18 protein-coding genes are annotated in these 15,873 nt (G+C 36.5%); all 18 read right to left on the reverse strand.

Translation table 11 applies throughout. The annotated features are described in order from the left end of the window. Positions 1-327, reverse strand: a 327-nt coding sequence (locus NTX65_03555) for an Ig-like domain-containing protein (GenBank protein ID MCX6168390.1), incomplete at its 3' end; no start/stop codon positions are given. A 272-nt stretch (positions 328-599) separates the two neighbouring features. Continuing rightward, entirely contained in the window at positions 600-926 is a 327-nt protein-coding gene (locus tag NTX65_03560; protein MCX6168391.1) for an autotransporter outer membrane beta-barrel domain-containing protein, read from the reverse strand. 556 nt (positions 927-1,482) lie between these two features. Continuing rightward, positions 1,483-1,617 (reverse strand): hypothetical protein, encoded by a 135-nt coding sequence (locus NTX65_03565; GenBank protein ID MCX6168392.1) that lies wholly within the window; start codon positions 1,615-1,617, stop codon positions 1,483-1,485. Further along, positions 1,595-2,206 (reverse strand): sigma-70 family RNA polymerase sigma factor, encoded by a 612-nt coding sequence (locus NTX65_03570; GenBank protein ID MCX6168393.1) that lies wholly within the window; start codon positions 2,204-2,206, stop codon positions 1,595-1,597. Before NTX65_03570 ends, NTX65_03565 begins: the two co-directional genes overlap by 23 nt. 64 nt (positions 2,207-2,270) lie before the next feature. Then, entirely contained in the window at positions 2,271-2,651 is a 381-nt protein-coding gene (locus NTX65_03575; protein MCX6168394.1) for a hypothetical protein, read from the reverse strand. Between the two features lie 75 nt (positions 2,652-2,726). Further along, the gene (locus NTX65_03580; GenBank protein ID MCX6168395.1) at positions 2,727-2,942 is read right to left on the reverse strand and encodes a hypothetical protein; all 216 of its coding nucleotides are present in this window, start codon (positions 2,940-2,942) and stop codon (positions 2,727-2,729) included. 150 nt (positions 2,943-3,092) lie between these two features. After that, positions 3,093-3,293 carry a hypothetical protein gene (locus NTX65_03585; GenBank protein ID MCX6168396.1) on the reverse strand — a complete coding sequence of 67 codons (201 nt, stop codon included), beginning with the start codon at positions 3,291-3,293 and terminating at the stop codon, positions 3,093-3,095. A gap of 24 nt (positions 3,294-3,317) precedes the next feature. Next, positions 3,318-3,650, reverse strand: a complete 333-nt coding sequence (locus tag NTX65_03590; GenBank protein MCX6168397.1) for a DUF4404 family protein — start codon at positions 3,648-3,650, stop codon at positions 3,318-3,320. An 11-nt stretch (positions 3,651-3,661) separates the two neighbouring features. Next, positions 3,662-4,288, reverse strand: coding sequence for a hypothetical protein (locus NTX65_03595; GenBank protein ID MCX6168398.1), 627 nt, complete (start codon positions 4,286-4,288; stop codon positions 3,662-3,664). Positions 4,289-4,334: 46 nt separating this feature from the next. Next, complete coding sequence (locus NTX65_03600) at positions 4,335-5,366, reverse strand: zinc-dependent alcohol dehydrogenase family protein (GenBank protein ID MCX6168399.1); 1,032 nt, start codon at positions 5,364-5,366, stop codon at positions 4,335-4,337. Positions 5,367-5,409: 43 nt separating this feature from the next. Then, positions 5,410-5,640: a hypothetical protein gene (locus tag NTX65_03605; GenBank protein ID MCX6168400.1), complete on the reverse strand. Its 231-nt coding sequence runs from the start codon at positions 5,638-5,640 to the stop codon at positions 5,410-5,412. 13 nt (positions 5,641-5,653) lie between these two features. Continuing rightward, positions 5,654-6,598: a glycosidase gene (locus tag NTX65_03610; protein ID MCX6168401.1), complete on the reverse strand. Its 945-nt coding sequence runs from the start codon at positions 6,596-6,598 to the stop codon at positions 5,654-5,656. Then, positions 6,595-8,877 (reverse strand): glycosyltransferase family 4 protein, encoded by a 2,283-nt coding sequence (locus tag NTX65_03615; GenBank protein MCX6168402.1) that lies wholly within the window; start codon positions 8,875-8,877, stop codon positions 6,595-6,597. Before NTX65_03615 ends, NTX65_03610 begins: the two co-directional genes overlap by 4 nt. 287 nt (positions 8,878-9,164) lie before the next feature. Continuing rightward, positions 9,165-10,646, reverse strand: a complete 1,482-nt coding sequence (locus tag NTX65_03620; protein ID MCX6168403.1) for a DUF4070 domain-containing protein — start codon at positions 10,644-10,646, stop codon at positions 9,165-9,167. Positions 10,647-11,422: 776 nt separating this feature from the next. Beyond that, positions 11,423-11,992 carry a hypothetical protein gene (locus NTX65_03625; protein ID MCX6168404.1) on the reverse strand — a complete coding sequence of 190 codons (570 nt, stop codon included), beginning with the start codon at positions 11,990-11,992 and terminating at the stop codon, positions 11,423-11,425. 64 nt (positions 11,993-12,056) lie between these two features. Continuing rightward, positions 12,057-12,749 (reverse strand): response regulator transcription factor, encoded by a 693-nt coding sequence (locus tag NTX65_03630; protein ID MCX6168405.1) that lies wholly within the window; start codon positions 12,747-12,749, stop codon positions 12,057-12,059. A 359-nt stretch (positions 12,750-13,108) separates the two neighbouring features. Further along, positions 13,109-13,426 (reverse strand): hypothetical protein, encoded by a 318-nt coding sequence (locus NTX65_03635; protein ID MCX6168406.1) that lies wholly within the window; start codon positions 13,424-13,426, stop codon positions 13,109-13,111. 521 nt (positions 13,427-13,947) lie between these two features. Then, entirely contained in the window at positions 13,948-15,696 is a 1,749-nt protein-coding gene (gene kaiC / locus NTX65_03640) for a circadian clock protein KaiC (protein MCX6168407.1), read from the reverse strand. Positions 15,697-15,873 lie beyond the last annotated feature (177 nt).

Genomic DNA, 15,873 nt, shown 5'->3' on the forward strand with positions numbered 1-15,873 from the left:
AGTATTTGCCGTAAGATTGCTTGAGGGTCTAAAAGTTGCAGTCGTGCCTGTATAAGATACTGTGCCTGAGACAAACGATGTTCCTTGCATCAATGTAAATGTTGCGGTGGTAATTGATGAAGAGTTCATCGCTTCACTGAAAGTTGCGGTTATATTACTGCCAAAAGCCACAGCAGTTGCAGCATTAGCAGGACTTGTTGAACTCACTGTTGGTATTGTGACGACTGTTGGAGTTGTAACTCCAACTCTATCATCGCAGCTAGCCATAATCATTACAATCATCAGTGGAATTAACAACATCTTGAAATAGTTTTTTATCTTGTTCATTTTAAAGTTACCTCCTAAGGTAAATTAGTTCTCGTTTGCTTTTTACATATATAACGTAAGTAGATATTAACATTGTTGTAATCGGTCAAAAGGATGAAAAAAGGACTACACCTTTTGGATGAGATATCAGTATGATTTCGAGATTTCAATAAGATGGTATTTCACTCGATCATCAGATACCATAAACAATCCCTTTTAGAACACTTCACTTGAAAAATAATTAACCCCCATGCATGTATTCGGTATCATCCAATCTTTAAATTTTTATACAATTACTGTTCTACTGTTACTGACGGCGTTTGGTCTGAGCTAATTACAATTGTGTAGCGAGTATTCTTTGCAGCAAGAAAAGATACCGACTCATTCTGGGTAACACTTGTTACTGTAATGTTCCCTTCAGAGAATTTTTGATATTCAGTTGTTTGTCCCGCACCGATATCGTTAATGCTCAATTTATCGTTTCCCGTCGTCTGTACATTTACATTGACTTTATTTGACTGTTCATTCTTTATACGGAACTGAGGGTCAGAACTACTTGAACAGGCATTGATGAAAACAAAAAGTACTAAGCTAAGAATACCGATAAATATTTTTTTCATATGATCTCCTAGGTAAATTATTTGGTAACCACAGATACAACAGTGGTGGATGTCTTAAGATTATTCTTCCAATTATTTTAGAAATAAATATCCAAGCGTGTAAGCGAATTAAATTTCTTGATCGCGTAATGAACATTCTTTTTAATTGTATTTATGAAATTGATCCTTTTTAATTTTTCTTTTTAACTATTAGAATTGCACTTTTAACTGCTTAAATAGCAATCCATTGTAATGAAGACTCTATTTCTTATTCGCATTAGTCATATTATCCTATACTAAAATTTCTTAATAGTGAGAAGGTATATCAATAGGGCAAAAGGATGAAAAAGGAACTACATCTTATAGATGAATGAATTCACAATATTTTCAAATCTAAAGAAAGTATTTTTGAGCGAAAATCTTAAACTATAATGTTCAGTTAGTAATTTTTGTTTCATGGCGTTGATCATGAGATTGTTTCAGAATCATTTAATTCATTCTTATTGTGTCATTAAATATCTTGGAGTGTCTCAAATGCTGTTCTTTATTTTCATATTTTCAATCATTCTTTAAGCGACTAACTCATTTGTTGATTGAAGAGAACTTGGTTTGTCTTAATATTTTTCTTTTCTCTTTTAGCTGCCTTTTTTTCTTTCATAGTTTTAGCAGTTTCTTTCTTTAGATTCTTTTTACCGCTTTGATCTTTGCTCATAATTTTCTTCCTTAATTTTTAATGCAGGGTGGTTATTTGACTGAACATAATTGTGGAGAAGTGCATATAGAATTTTTCGTGTGCGGTTTAATCGTGAGCGCACAGTACCTATGGGACAATCAACAAATTCAGAAATTTCTTTATATGAGTAACCCTCAATATCAGATAGGAAAACAACTGTGCGGAAATCATCAGGTAAAGTAGAAAGTGCATTTACAATTTCATCATCAAAAACATTGTAGAATTCATCCTGTATATAGTGCTGTGTTGATACATCTTCCGGTTTAATATTTTCATAAAAATTTTGGACATCATCGTAATCAAGTTTGAAAGGTTGTTTATTCTTTTTGCGGTAATCATTTATGAATGAATTTTTCATAATTTTGAACAGCCACGCTCTTGCGTTTGAACCTTTTTTATAATTATCGAAGAATCTAAATGCTTTCAACAAAGTATCCTGTAATAAGTCTTCGGAATCGTCATTATCATTCGTCATTTTTAAGGCATAATTTTTGAGTGAACTTAAATGAGGAATTACTTCTGAATTGAAGTCAGAATATTTTTGTTCTAGAATAAGATCTTTAATCAATGTGTCTTTCCAAGTTAATTCAATGAAATCTATTTAGCTTATTCTCATCTTTGAATTAGAAACTCTATTTGGAAAAGTATGCTCTTACTTTTGCGGCGAATTGATTCTCGGTCATCTTGGCAGCAGTCCCAGTTTCAATCACTCGTCCAATTTGCTTTTCATTCTCGAGTTGTTTTTTGAACTCAACCTTCGCCTCACCAGGTCCAACTATCAGAATCGATTCTGCATCTTTAACAATCGAAATTACCTCACCATAGTATTTGTTGAGATGATTCATAAAGCGTCTGTCACGAATATCCTCTTCAGAGTTTTTTTGCGCCTCACCGGAGAATCGAACATGTTTTTCCATGTCTGATGTGATTGACTTTATCTCTTCCTGATCCTCTGTTATACTTACTATGACCGCTTTTCTATGGTCAATCCACAAACCCACTTTTTTTTTCAATTTTTTTCTCTCGACTTTTTCAAAATTTTAAAATTCATTTTAGCATTAATCACTTCTCTTCACTTTCAGTCTAGACTATTTCTTTCTGCCGGATAGAAACACAATACCGCCGATTACTATTACACCCATACCAATAAATGGAGACCAACTTGCTGTATGTTCTTTATCCTTTGTTATTTCGACGCTGCCTAAGTCCACAATTTTTTCTCTTGTTACATAATTAAAACCGGTATAGAGAGTCATCGCAAAACCTATTGCGAGAATAATGAGGCCTACTGATCTTGTATTCATTGTTATAATCCTTTATTTATTTTTCTAATGAGCATATTCCATTTGTATTCCCCTCCAAATAATCCAAGTAACAAAATTATTTGATGATCAATAATTAATTGAATTTTACGAACATTCATTATTGCATGATAGATATTAAAGCAAACCTCGTTAGATAAATTTTATTTGAAGTATTTCTTTTGCTATTGTTTCTTGGGCTTCGGGAACTAAAAGCTGAACACCTTCTGATTGATTAAACAAATGCAAAGTTTCTCCTCGGTCCTTTTTAAGAATGTTTGCTCTAATTCCGGCTTCTCTGAGATCTCTTTTTGCAATTATTGCATAAAATTCATTCTCAAATATTCCAATCACTATGTTGTGCTCATTCATGATATTTTAAATACCCATGTTCGCTAATGCATTTGCAATGTAATTCACATTTTCTACCAATTGCGGGTGCGATTCTTCAAAACCTTTTACCGAACTGGACAAACCATCAACGGCAATCTTTAAAAGTGTTGGATTCTTCTCATGCCGTGTTGCTTCGTGAGCAGAGCGTTCCATGAATCCGGCAATGCTCTCCGCATGTTCTCTTTGTGCTTCTGAAAATTTCGAAATTTCGGGTTTCAGAGTTGCCAGCAGATCAAGAAGCTCAGTTTTATTTTTTGCCGTGAGAGAACTGTTTGTCCTAATCTTCTCTTCGATTTTTTCAATTGTATTTTGCACCATCTCTTCAGCTCCTATTTAATAATTGCCTTCCGTCTTAATGCAGGTATAACAAGTTCGGCAATATCTTCTTGGACAGCTTTAATTGAATTACGTTCTGGAGAATTACTTGTTGCACTCCAAATCATTCGCTCATCATTCCTAATCACCCACACATCAATTGCGCGACGGTTAATAATTTGAGACTCAACATATCCCGGATGTTGAACGTTACGGAAATATGTGTCATACCTTTTTCGAAAAATATTATAGCGTGATTCTATTTTGGTTGTAACGTAACTATCTACATAATGTGATTTCGTTTCATCGTAAAGAAGACGAGTAATAAGAATTCCATCGAATCCTTTTTCTTGAACAGTTTGAATTACTTGATTTGTATCCGGCAATAGATCCGGAAATAGATTGTATGACGAAGTTGCTTGGACACCATGTTTGGAAAGTTCGCTGACAAATGCATCCTCCCAGATTCGCCGCTGAACGGGATCTTTTCTTATGGCGATTACAAATATTTTCTTCAACGGAGATTCATGATATGATGGATCATTCCATACATCAACGAGTGATGATGTTGAACAACTTTCTACTAGAATCAGTAGACAGCCGAACACTACAGTCATGATAAATTTTTCATACAGTTTCATTTTATATCTCTTCTACTAAATGTGACTCGCATAATTATTTGCTCTCTCATTGATTTGTAAGAATAACTTTGAGAGCTTTTTCTTTTGCTGCATTTCCAAATGTATCGTATGCTTTCATTATTTCGTTTAGTGCAAACCGATGAGTTATTAGTTTTGCCGGTTGCAGTTTTCCTGACAATACTGTTTTCAACAACAATGGTATGGTTACTGTATCAACAAGACGGGTTGTAATTGTTATGTTTCTAGACCACAACTTTTCTAGATGTAATTCAACACTTTTGCCGTGAACACCAATGTTTGCTATGTTTCCTCCAGCAGCAATGATTGATTGACAAATATCAAATGTCGCAGGTATACCTACTGCTTCGATAGCTACGTCAACCCCCTTTCCATTTGTAAGTTTCATTATATCTTCAATAGTATTGTTACTAACAAGCTTTGTTGCTCCAAATGTTTTTGCAATTTTTAACCGGTTTTCATCTTGATCAACCATTATAATCTCGGCTGGGGAATAGAATTGTGCAGTTAGTAAAGCTGCAAGTCCAATTGGTCCTGCACCAACTATAGCAACTGTATCTCCTGGTTCGATTTGTCCCTTTAGAACTCCGCATTCAAACCCGGTTGGTAAAATATCGCTCAACATAACAAGCGCTTCTTCATCCACACCATCCGGAAGATGATACAGACTTGTATCGGCATGAGGTATTCTTACATATTCAGCTTGTGTTCCATCGATCATATGACCGAGAATCCAACCGCCGGTTTCGCAATGAGAATACATTCCTTTCTTACACGCGTCACAAATTCCACAAGATGTGATACATGAAATCAGCACCTTGTCGCCAACTTTAAAATTCGAAACACCCGTTCCAACTTCTTCAATAATACCAACTCCTTCATGCCCAAGTATAAGACCTTCAATCACTTCAGGAACATCTCCTTTCATGATGTGAAGATCAGTTCCGCAAATGGTAGTTTTTGTTATTTTTATAATTGCATCCGACGAATTTTTAATTACGGGTTTCGGTTTTTCTTCCCATCCTCGCTTGCCCGGACCATTATATACTAAGGCCTTCATTACTTTTCCTTTACCTTAATGAAAATGAAATCTGATTATTGTTTCACTCCTTTTTCCTAAATATGACTATACCTAATAACACACTTAGGATGAAAGTAATAGCGGTTGGTACCCACAACCAGGTTATGTTGCCCCGCCATCCTTCTTCATTCATACTGTGATTCATTCCGCCGTTTAACAATGTTAGTGTAATAGCTCCGCCGCAAAAGAGTAAGAAAATTATTACAACAATTATAAACGCAAGTACAAGAGGTGTATTTGTTATTGATTTCATATAATCCTCTCTTTTATGAACTGTGTTGTTCAAGCCAACCAAGCATTTCTTTTATACTGCCTGTAGCTAAGGCAATGCTTGTATCTGCCGCGCCATAATAAATATTAAGTGTATCGCCATCCGGCCCGATTGTGTACCCGCATGGAAAAACAACATTACCAACATCGCCCCGTTGCTCGTAAGGTTCTTCCGGAGCGAAGACCCATTCGTTGCCACGCTTAATGCATATTTCTGGTTTGTTCAAATCAAACAGTGCGAGTCCTAACCTATAAATGCATCCACCACATGATTGTCTTACTCCATGATAAATAACTAACCAGCCCTGTGATGTTTCAATCGGCGGGGGTGAAAGACCAATTTTATTTGCATCCCACCATGCGCCCTTTCTTGCATCCATCATTAACTTGTGACTTCCCCAATGAATCAAGTCCGGTGAATAAGAAATCCACATATGGGCTCTTGGCGCACTGACCGGACGATGGATCAAAGCCCAATTACCGCCAATTCGATATGGAAGTAATGCCGCATCTTTATCTTCAGGCGACATTATAATACCATGCCGTTCAAAGGTGCGGAAATCTTCTGTGAGTGCCAAAGCAACACCGGGACCGTCTCGCGAAAAAGCAGTATAGACAACAACATATTTATTCAATTCTTTAACGAAAGTAATTCGCGGATCTTCAATGCCCCATAATTCTTCCGGATGATTCTTAGGATCTGGTAATAGAGTTGGCTCCGGATCAATTTGCCAGCCATCAATTCCATTTACGGAACGGGCAACACAAAAGTGAGATAATCCTCGCCGGTCTTCTACACGGCACAAAAGTAAAGTTGTACCATCAGGCAGTAATGTAGCACCTGCATTGAATACACTGTTTATAGGATAAGGCCAATTATTTGCTGTAAGAATTGGATTTAATTTATTACGGTGAAAAAGTTCTTCATGCTGATTGTTCATTTTAATAATGCCTCCATAGATAGATGAGTCTGTTCAGCCAAGCGTAACTCCAACAATGATTGGAGAAAAGCTAAAGTTGATTCTGATCCTTGATTTTCGTTCAGACGGTCGGAATGCAAACCATCGCGGCAGCCGCCTGTCGTTGGATCGTAAACGGAAAGATTTAAATCATTACGTCCGAGAAACCATTCAAATGCTTGACGAGCTTCCTGTTTCCAAAATTTATCACCTGTAATTCTGAATGCCTCGAGACTAGCCGATACCATCGTTTGCGCTTCAACTGGCTGCTGATCAAAACGGGCACGTTCTTCACCTTCTTTATAAAAACCATTTGATCCGATCGGGACAAAATGGTCTGTATCCGCACGATGTAAATCTGCAAGCCATTTTAACGACTCCAAACCGCCATCAGTCATAGCTGTGTTAGGTATTGATTTGCCGCATGAGAGCAATGCATGTGGTAGAACAGCATTGCAATATGAAAGTTCTTTTTCAAACCATCGCCATTTTTCAGAACGATTGTTTTGATATAATGTTAGAAGCCGTCCCGCTAATTCATCTCGTACATGGTTAGCCCTGCTGTCGCCTGCAAATTTTTGTAAATATTCATAAATACCTATAAGTGCAAATGCCCAAGCACGAGGGCTTGTAGTTGAGAGAATTGCGGGTAAAGTTTGTTCAAACAACCAACCAGCTATACTATTGAAAGCAGGTGTATTAGAATGGCTTAATAATGTTCCCAAAGCTAAAAGTGCACGACCATGACTGTCATCTGAACCATTATCTTCCAACCAATTGCGTTGATAGTCCATAAAATTTCGAAAACGTTTTGTTTCATCGTTGAATGCAAATCCAAGAAAGGCAAGATAGCGGTAAGTTAAACCCAAATTCTCGCTGCTGCCTAGTTCATCTAAGAGAATACTAACTAAAAGAGCCCGCGCATTGTCATCGGTTGTATAACCATGTGAATAATTAGGTACGGTAAAAAGTGCGTGTTGAAGTATACCGGTATAATCTGTTAGACGGTTTAGGTGATCGAGTTTTAAAGGAGGCAATTCGCCAGATCTTTTATCAAGAGCTTTCGCAATAAATCCAGGTGGTGTATAATGTCGACGCTCTACCCGTGCAAGTTCAAAACTTTCCATATAACGTTTCGCCACTTCAGACCAAATCATACCTCGTCCAAATTTATAAGCACGCTTGCGCATGGCATGCCTTTCGGATTCATTCTCCAATAGATTGATTACTTGCTCAGCTAAGGCATCAGAATCGCGGAACGGAACCAGCATGCCACGCCCATCAGCAAGCATTTCTTGTGCATACCAATATGGTGTAGAGATAACGGCTTTTCCAGCTCCTACAGTATAAGCCAAAGTTCCGGATGTAATCTGTGCTTCATTTAAATAAGGAGTAATATAGATATCGGCTGCGCCAATGAATTCAACAAGTTCTTCCAGACTGACAAAGCGGTTATAAAAGATAACATTACTTTCTACACCTTTTTGATGTGCTAACCACTGAAGCGAGAGCCGATAAGTTTCACCCTCGGATTGCAAGACGTGAGGATGTGTAGCGCCAACTACCATATAGACACAATCCGGGTAGCGTGCAACTATTTTAGGCATAGCCGAAATTACGGTTTCTATTCCTTTACTTGCTGAGAGTAAACCAAAACTTAGCAAGACAGTTTTCCCTTCTACTCCAAATAAATCTTTATTGAAACTTGGATCAACAAACGGTACATCTGGAATACCGTGCGGAATCAAATCAATTTTTTCCGATGACACATTATAGATGGTTTGTAAAAAATCAGAACCGCGTTCACTCATAACTACGAGACGATCGGATAACGCTGCAACCTCTTCCAATACTCTACGTTGATCATGATCGGGGTTTTTTAGTATTGTATGCAAGGTTGTAACTATCGGCATTCTCAGCTCACGCAAAAGTGAAAGAATATGACTTCCTACTTTTCCGCCGAAGATTCCATACTCAAATTGCACACAAACCAGATCAACGTCGTTGATATTTAGAAAATCTGCTGCACGGCGGTAGGAATCAACATCTTTTTCTATGAGTTCAAATCGTACCCGTGTTGGATATGCATAACCAGCTTCTATATCATTAACAGGAAGTGCAATACAAGTTGTTTCAACATATTGTGCAGCGATTGCCTCGCATAAATCTGTAGTAAATGTTGCTATGCCGCACTGACGCGGTGAATAATTTCCGATGAAGGCGATACGGTTGAGTGTGGAAAGTGCTGCCTTTTTTTTCAAGATAAAGATCTCCTTCAGAATTTTTCATAGTTGAATTTTAATAAGTGATATTATCTGACCAAATAAATTTTTCATATTAATCTCTCTTGAACTCTTTAACTACTTCTCTCAATTCCGGGTAAAGTATTATTGTACAAATGACAATAACAATTGCCAAGAAACCGAAAACAATCATTGCTAATGTGGAAAATTCCATTACTCACTCTCTTCTATTATTAGTTCGTTAACATGAACGATTAAACTTTATCATCAATTGCTTTCGACTCATTTGATTGCATGAAATTCTCTCAATAAAAACTGTTGGATATTTTTTTGAAATGAAATCCGTAAATCGTAAATAATATTGCCAGAGAAAAAAGTTGCGGTTTGCGGAACAGCGACCAAAAAAATAATTTCCAATAATAAATTCTTTCCTCACCGACCACTCCTAATTTCAACATTGATTTAAACAGCGCGAGTATATAATTCGGATTGAGGTGAAAAACTTTCTTCTTCTTTGGCTCAAAGTCTTTCATAAAACGCATTACACGTTCATAAAAGTATTTGGGTGAATAGATTGTGTTTAATATTTTCTTGTAACCGTTTAAAAGAATTTCGGGATTCATCTGCGGGATAAAATTCATTGAAAAGTCGGTATTATTTCCGGTAAAATCGCTTAACAATCTTCCTTCGTTAAGTAATCTTTTCTGAAGTTTCGTTCCTCTTGGTGCATTTAATAAACCAACCATTGCTGTGACAATTCCGCTCTCTTGTATGAAGTTTGTAAGTTCTTCAAAGATAACCGGAGGATCATTATCAAATCCTACAATAAAACCGCCTTGAACCTCCATGCCCTCCGATTGAATTTTTTTGACACTTTGAATTAAATCCCGATTACGATTTTGAGGCTTGTTGCATTCGATTAGACTTTCTTCATTTGGTGATTCGATTCCTATAAACACTGCTTCAAATCCCGCCTTAACCATAAGTTGCATCAGTTTATCATCATCGGCAAGATTGATTGATACTTCTGTGTTGAAGTAAAATGGATTTTTTCTTTTCTCCATCCACTCAATGATTGCAGGAAGAACTTCCTCTTTCAATTTTACCTTGTTACCAATGAAATTATCATCTACAAAAAATACCGGTCCACGCCAGCCGGTAAAATATAATGCGTCCAATTCCGCCAAAACCTGTGCTTTAGTTTTTGTACGAGGCTTCCTTCCATAAAGAACCGTGATATCGCAGAAGTCACAATCGAAAGGGCATCCGCGTGAATACTGAACATTCATGGAAGTATAATTTTTAAGAGATACTAATTCCCAAAGAGGCAAAGGTGTGGCTGTAATATTTGCCCACTCTTCCGAAGTGTATTTTCGTTTCGGCTTTCCTTCGTTCAGATCATTTAGAAATTGCGGAAGTGTAATTTCGGCTTCATTAAGAATCAAATGATCTATCTCTTGGTAATATTCCGGGCTGCTTGTAAATAAAGGTCCGCCGGCAACAATTTTTGCTTTTAGCTTTTTGCATCTTTCGATGACTTGATTTGCCGATTCACTTTGAATTGACATGGCGCTTATGAAAACGTAATCTGCCCAAAGAATATCTTTATCAATGAGATTGCTCGCGTTCATATCAATTAATTTTTTGTTCCATTCTTTTGGAAGCATTGCGGCAACGGTTAATAATCCTAAAGGAGGAAAGCTTGCTTTCTTCGATACAAATTTGAGAGCATGCTTAAAACTCCAAAATGTATCGGGATACATCGGATAGACCATTAAAATATTCATTTTCTAGACCTCACAAATATTTCTCGAAAAATCAATTTTGTTATGGAGAAGAATAATTGTGCAAACAGATAAAGATAGAACGACCTCTTGTCAAACGATTTTGTATTATCAAATTTCCTTTCGGTCACAAAATTAATTTTGTGATTTAAGCGTATTACAAATTTTTCTTCGGTAGAAAAAATGCTTACAAGTATCATTTTTCTTTCTTAAAAGATTAATTGGTTTTATTCCGATTTCAGTATCAACAGTTACGAGGAAGTATTCAATCGGTCAAAGGGATGAAAAAGGGACTACATCCTTCGGGAGGTGAGGTTAGGGTTTTCTATTAATTTGATACTTATAATGCAGTTACTAATGTTCAATTTAGATCAGATCCGATTCAGTTAATAGAAAATTTCATTAATATTTTTTTGTGTACAAGACCTTGTCTGAATTTTAGGTTATAGATAATAATTGTCTCATCAAAAAGAGAGACACTTAGAAACAAACTAAATCAACTTGATGTGCGAATTAAAAAATATAGTTCAATAAACTGTTGATACAGTTAAATAAAACATTCTTTCATAGATTAACCCCGTGATTAATCGCGGGGTTAGAAACAAAATGCAATGTTAGAACCGTTTTAAAGGTTTACATTCTAATTCACACAACGGGTTAAATCAATTAATTTCGAGTATGAGTAATTTGTTCTCAATCAATTTACGATACCGGTTTTGAGATGCAATAATGCAATTAAATCAAAACCGGTTTAGAATTTTTGTAATTATAAATCCCGGTTACTTTTTATTCCTGCCGTTTTTCTTATTGCGATCGTTGTTTTGATTGTTATTCTCTTTTCTATCATTGTTATCATTTCTTTTGCTCCAACCATCGCGTTTATTCTTATCCTGCCTTTGTTGTTTAATCCAATTATTATGTTCCGGATGATATTTGTTCGCAAAATATTTTGACTCGCGGCTATCACGAATCGGCTGCTGATCATGGCGATCTCTAAATGAAGAATATTTTTCTCTGTAGTTATTATGATTTCTCCAAGGTTCTCGTTCATTAATAACTACTTTATAAGAATTATACAGGTTAAAGTTTCTATAACGGTAAGGTAAAGAAGTTCTTCCAACCCAACGCCCTCTTTCATTAAAATAAAAGCGATGTAGTGAAACATTGTAGTAGGCTTCAATTCCCGGTATGTAATAATATTCAACTTCATCATACCCGGTAGGTCCCCAAGCCGGCTGGCTATTTAGATTAAAGCTGATACCAAAACGTATTTGTGCATCTACTCTACTTGAAGTGCTGAAAGTAGTGGACAAGAATAATACTACGATTAGTACATATACATAACGCATAACGTTGCTCCTTTTTTTATTCCGCTGTTTCGCCCAACAACTGTTGGAATGAAGAGCGAATGTTTTACAAATTGTTAATCATTGAAATACTCTTGGAAATTGTTGCAAGAGTTTCATCTGTGTAAGAATAGTTTGCAATTTCCAATCGTGTATGTAGTGCCAGCTTTTCCATGATATTATGAATATGACTTTTAACGGTATATGTTGATACATGAATTTTATGACCGATCTCTCTGTTACTCATTCCTTCACCAAGAAGCGCAATAACCTCTTGTTCCCGTTTAGTCATCTGGACAGCTCCCTTCAGTTTAGTTTTTCCTTCCCTTACCGCGTTGTCAACAATCTGTGAAAAAAGTGAATCAACTAATAAAGGCGGAAGCACTGTTGACCCATCTGCTACAGTTCGTATAGTGATTAATAAATCATTAAGCGATGCATCTTTAAGGATGAATCCATTAGCGCCTGCTCTTACGTATTGTAAAATATCGGCTTGAACTGGGGCAAGATCCATAATAATTATTTTTGCCTGCGGAAAATCTTTTTTAACTATTTCCACTACGTGTAAACTGTTTTGACTTCTTAATCCCAAATCCAAAAGAACAACATTTGGTTTTAACTGCTTTATTTTTGCTAAAGTGGTCTTACCGTCTCCGCTTGCGGAGATTATAATTATATCATTGTGAGGTTTAAGAATCGTAAGAATTCCATTGCGAAGAAGACGGTTATCTTCAATAAGTAATAATCTTATTTTTTTCATATTATTTTCTCGAAATTAAATTGAAATACAAATGATACTTTGTAAAGACTCATAATTAATTTTTACTAAAAGCTAGGGGTTTGAACAAACTGCTGGCATCGAACAGCAAACAAATCAAACCCCTTTGGAAAACACCTTTCATTTTCAATTCTCTTAGCTTTACTTCTAGTCCTTCTATTTCATCAAAAATAATATCTTCCTCCGGGGGCAGAATCCATCGCTAATCCCGGTTTTGAAGTCAACTGGAGAGAAGGAACAAATTCTATTAAGATATCAATTGGTGTTTATTGCGGAACCTACGCAAGATCCACCACAAAGCGAACGGCTAAAGAATTGTAATACCCGCCACCGCCGCTGAATCACCCTCCTACTTCATAACAAATTGGGAATTCCTCAGTTGAACCAATTGCATTATATTGATGCAACAGATAATCAAAATGTAAATGAACACGGATGCTTCCATCATTGTAGCCATCGTAACAACTGATGCGGTCACCGCATAAAGACAAGCCGATACCGAAATAAAATGCAGTAGTTTGAGAAGTCCACAATTTTGCACTTAAACCGGTCGGTTCGCCAATAATTACACCAAGCCCAAATGAACGCTGTTGAGCGGGAGACTCATTGATGATAATAGTCAAAAAAACTATTGTCATTATTAACCGGATCTTTTTCAAATAGAATCTCCATCTTTATTCCATTATGGTATTTTTCATTTACTACCGAAATTAAGATGCAACTAATCAAGATCTAAATTCAATCGGTCAAAGGGATGAAAAAGGAACTACATCTTTTAGGCGGTATGGCAAAAAGGAATTATTTAATAATAAAGTTGTCGAAACTTCATTTCAATCTATATATAATTTTAGGCTTCTTTGTAAGGTGAGTTATTGATTCAGAATTCCATGATTATTCTTTTCGTTTTTCTTTTCCCTTTTTGCGTTTTTTTTCTTTCATGGTTTTGCCGGTTCTTTCTTTAAATTCTTTTTACTGTCCCGACCTTTGCTGATGATTTTTCCCGATTGTTGTTTTCCCTTTTGATTTTGATCCCTACTTATCGCTGCAGATTTTCACTTACTCTTTAAACAACTATTTTCAACAAGGTCCAACTCAATCAACCACTGCTCATTTATAGAAAACACTAGCTTTATCAACCAGCAATTGGATTTCAATTTCGTCTCTCAAGCATCTACAAAAATCAACTAGCCTTTTTTCCGGTACGACTAAATTTTATGAATTTATCTGCTTTTCTACTCTTTGCCATTTTTTTCTCATTATGTACAAACATTTCCGCTTTTGCTTTTTCCATATCGATGATTTTTTGTGTTTCTGATTCTTCCTCTTTAAATTCAGATCGCAGTACAACAATCTGAGCTTCGGTCGCTGCACGTTTTAGTGCTAATCCAAATTGTCTACGCTCAATTTCTTGCCGGCGTAATAATTGTTCTGCATCGTTTTTAGCTTCTTGTGATAAACGAGCGGAACCGGTTAATACACCTTCCGGACCAACATAAACATCAAGCAATTCAATCCCATGGTCTGTCAGTTTAAACTCGCGAATCTGATTAGAATGTTCCATCCCGCGAGATTTAAGAATATACAATCCTCTATTGCGCTCACCGCCAATTTCAATATCACGCAAAAGCAGCCATGTATCTATCAGCGATGATATTGACATATCTGTAAGTTCCTGGCTATCACCCGCGTCAGAAAGATTTACGAAGAATGCAGTAATATTTCTCATCTTTAAAAAATCTACAAGTCGTAGTAACATTATTTTTACTTCAGTTTGGTTGTTTCCAATAACAAAAGCATCAATAGGGTCTAGAACAACTATTTGCGGTTGAACTTTATTAATTAATTTAATAGTAGTAGTTAAATGATGTTCCAATCCAAAGAGTGTTGGACGTGTTGCATGAAAGCTAAGTATTCCTTTTTTAACCCACGGTGCTAAATGAATTCCGATTGATGCCATATTACGCATATACTGACTAGGGGATTCTTCGAAAGCAAAATAAAGAACGCGCTCTCCGCGCCTGCAAGCAGCTTCAACAAATTGTGCCGCAAGGCTTGTTTTACCTGTACCTGCGGTACCAGAAACAAGTATAGTACTGCCGCGATAGTAACCTTTACCCGAAAGCATTGTATCCAGTCTTGGAATACCGGAGGATATTCTTTCGTTAGTTGAAATGTGGTTTAATCCAAGCGAAGTGACCGGTAGAACAGAAAATCCATCCTCATCAATTAAGAAAGGATATTCGTTTGTACCGTGAGTTGAACCGCGGTATTTAACAATTCGCAATCTGCGTATGGATGATTGATCGCTGACGCGATGATCCAGAACAATGACACAATCGGAAACGTACTCTTCCAAACCTTGACGTGTTAAACGAGTATATGTACCATCTCCTCGTTCTCCGGTAATTATAGTTGTAACACCTTTCTTTTTTAACCAGCTGAATAACCGCCGCAGTTCTGTTCGTACAATAGTAGAATTGGGCAGCGCTGAGAAAAGAGATTCAATAGTATCAAGCACAACACGTTTAGCACCGATGCTTTCAATTGCACTATGGATTCGGACGAACAAACCTTTCAGATCATATTCACCAGTTTGTTCTATTTCACCGCGCTCAATTTTAATGTGTTCAAGTAAAATCTTTTTATGGGCAACAAGACTATCTAAATCGAATCCCAAGGAAGCAACATTTGCCGTAAGTTCTTTTTCAGTTTCCTCAAACGAAATGAATACACCGGGTTCATTGTAGCGAGTTGCACCTCGAACGAGAAACTCCATCGCAAAAAGCGTCTTTCCGCAACCCGGACCTCCGCATATTAGAGTTGGTCTTCCTTTCGGTAATCCGCCGCCTGTAATTTCGTCAAATCCTTGAATACTTGTTGGGGCTTTTGGAAGGGTCTTCCGCTGAAATTTCACTTCTTTTTTATTCATTTTATTTTATCTCCACATATACTTTTTTTACATGCAACATGGCTTTCATTATTGGTTTAATTTGATACTATTATCCACTTGCTAATAAAAGTTCAAAAGTTGAGCAACCTCTTAGTAGCGATTTTAGTATTTTGAAATTATTATCGCGTAAAGAAAAGAAGAATCTGTAGAACAAAA

This window comes from Ignavibacteriales bacterium (assembly GCA_026390795.1).
Lineage (GTDB): Bacteria > Bacteroidota > Ignavibacteria > Ignavibacteriales > Melioribacteraceae > Fen-1258.

What these genes read in the sequence shown, in the direction of transcription:
- NTX65_03610 (MCX6168401.1), bottom strand. Translation starts at nt 6,598, where the DNA reads ATGAACAATCAGCATGAAGAACTTTTTCACCGTAATAAATTAAATCCA.
- NTX65_03560 (MCX6168391.1), bottom strand. Translation starts at nt 926, where the DNA reads ATGAAAAAAATATTTATCGGTATTCTTAGCTTAGTACTTTTTGTTTTC.
- NTX65_03590 (MCX6168397.1), bottom strand. Translation starts at nt 3,650, where the DNA reads ATGGTGCAAAATACAATTGAAAAAATCGAAGAGAAGATTAGGACAAAC.
- NTX65_03580 (MCX6168395.1), bottom strand. Translation starts at nt 2,942, where the DNA reads ATGAATACAAGATCAGTAGGCCTCATTATTCTCGCAATAGGTTTTGCG.
- NTX65_03620 (MCX6168403.1), bottom strand. Translation starts at nt 10,646, where the DNA reads ATGAATATTTTAATGGTCTATCCGATGTATCCCGATACATTTTGGAGT.
- NTX65_03625 (MCX6168404.1), bottom strand. Translation starts at nt 11,992, where the DNA reads ATGCGTTATGTATATGTACTAATCGTAGTATTATTCTTGTCCACTACT.
- NTX65_03565 (MCX6168392.1), bottom strand. Translation starts at nt 1,617, where the DNA reads ATGAGCAAAGATCAAAGCGGTAAAAAGAATCTAAAGAAAGAAACTGCT.
- NTX65_03630 (MCX6168405.1), bottom strand. Translation starts at nt 12,749, where the DNA reads ATGAAAAAAATAAGATTATTACTTATTGAAGATAACCGTCTTCTTCGC.
- NTX65_03595 (MCX6168398.1), bottom strand. Translation starts at nt 4,288, where the DNA reads ATGAAACTGTATGAAAAATTTATCATGACTGTAGTGTTCGGCTGTCTA.
- kaiC (MCX6168407.1), bottom strand. Translation starts at nt 15,696, where the DNA reads ATGAATAAAAAAGAAGTGAAATTTCAGCGGAAGACCCTTCCAAAAGCC.
- NTX65_03605 (MCX6168400.1), bottom strand. Translation starts at nt 5,640, where the DNA reads ATGAAATCAATAACAAATACACCTCTTGTACTTGCGTTTATAATTGTT.
- NTX65_03600 (MCX6168399.1), bottom strand. Translation starts at nt 5,366, where the DNA reads ATGAAGGCCTTAGTATATAATGGTCCGGGCAAGCGAGGATGGGAAGAA.